The sequence below is a fragment of the Actinomyces oricola genome, assembly GCF_004104015.1.
GTDB lineage: Bacteria > Actinomycetota > Actinomycetes > Actinomycetales > Actinomycetaceae > Actinomyces > Actinomyces oricola.
In genome coordinates this window covers 1-1,501 of record NZ_RYFV01000063.1, presented here as the reverse complement: position 1 = coordinate 1,501, position 1,501 = coordinate 1, and the positions used below count along the sequence as shown (strand labels likewise).

The following is a 1,501-nucleotide window of genomic DNA, read 5'->3' as shown; positions in this document are numbered from 1 at the left end:
GCAACCAACGCCCAAGCTCCTCACCATCACCATCACGAAGCACAAGACCAGGAGCACCAGGATGAGCCATACCCACATACTCCCAAACACCCAACCGTCTAGACACTAACGACACGCGACACTAGGTGTTCGACTGCTATAATAGAAGCTATTTTGGTATCTCTGACCGCTAGCTCCAGATGAGCCTCCAGTGCGAGAGCTGAACCCGGATATGCTAAATCGCCACTTGCAAACAAACCCTTGACGCAAGTAACCTCAAAGCCTGACGCACCGAGCTGCTCAACGATGCTATTGATGACATACGAGTCTTTACCGTGGAAAACATCATTTTGAACCATATTCGTAATCCCGGATTCTTTCGCCTCAGCCAATAGCCTATCAGCGTGTCGATGAAGAACCTCGGCCCAACCAGGATCAGACAGATCCATACAGTATGTGAGGTCGACTTCGACCGTGATTACGGCGGGACCTACATTATGATGGTAGCGTCTTGCCCAACTTTCCGCTCGACGATATACGTCAAAGAAGTAGACGCCATCACCCAACCAATCGCCACTATTCTTCGAAGCTTGAAATCCTAGCTGACATATTGATCTAGCGGCCGAAATGGATGTACCATGGTAAAAGAGAGATCGCGAAGGCAAGGAAATCAGAGGGAAGGTGCTCATTGTTTATGATCCTCCTTCGCGATTCCGAACACTGTACCACACATAGCGCGTGTTGGGAAGAGTGGCTTCCGGTGGCGTTGGGCGGATTGGTAGTAAGCGGCTATGTGACGACACTTGACTCTTCCGTCCATCTGAGCGTCAATAGACACAGAATGTCTCATTTTTTTGAGACGAGATGAGGTTGGTCGTACTGCACCTCGCGCCAGTACGCCCGATCGCCTCACGCAGCTACGTCAACGATGAAAGGAGGACCATCATGACCGTACAAACCACCGGCCCAACGCTTGCCGCATCACCCTCACCGCCTTGGGCAGAGCCAGGCGTCAATGCCAAGAAGCCAGCCGTGCCACCACCCACCGCCCCAGACCCGCTCCTCGCCATGAGTCAAGCTCTCACGCCCAAGCGTGCTGTGTCCTACATCCGGGTGTCGACTCGTGAGCAAGCCGAGCGCGGTGGCGCTGAGGAGGGCTTCAGCATCCCAGCCCAGCGCGACGCTAACAAGCGCAAAGCCGCCAGCATGGGTGCCCTGGTGGTTAAGGAGTTCGTTGATCGTGGTGAGTCCGCTCGTAGCGCTAACCGCCCTGAGCTTCAGAGGATGCTCGCCTACCTGCGCCGGACACCGGATGTGGACTACGTTATCGTCCACAAGCTCGATCGCCTGGCGCGCAACCGCGCTGATGATGTGGAGATCAACCGGGTTTTTGAGGAAGCCGGCGTCCGCCTGATCTCCACCAGCGAGAACATCGACCAGACCCCCGGCGGCATCCTGCTGCACGGCATCATGAGCTCCATCGCCGAGTTCTACAGCCGCAACCTGGCCAACGAAGTCATCA

Annotated in this window: 2 protein-coding genes; one reads left to right on the top strand and one right to left on the bottom strand. The window is 55.4% G+C overall.

Annotation, left to right across the window (positions count from 1 at the left end; genetic code table 11):
* Window positions 1-98: 98 nt before the first annotated feature.
* Window positions 99-668, bottom strand: a complete 570-nt coding sequence (locus EUC46_RS12385; RefSeq protein ID WP_128774457.1) for a poly(ADP-ribose) polymerase family protein — start codon at window positions 666-668, stop codon at window positions 99-101.
* A gap of 343 nt (window positions 669-1,011) precedes the next feature.
* On the opposite strand from EUC46_RS12385, the gene EUC46_RS12380 reads away from it, so the two are divergent.
* The coding region (locus tag EUC46_RS12380) for a recombinase family protein (RefSeq protein ID WP_206646007.1) at window positions 1,012-1,501 on the top strand (490 nt) is incomplete at its 3' end.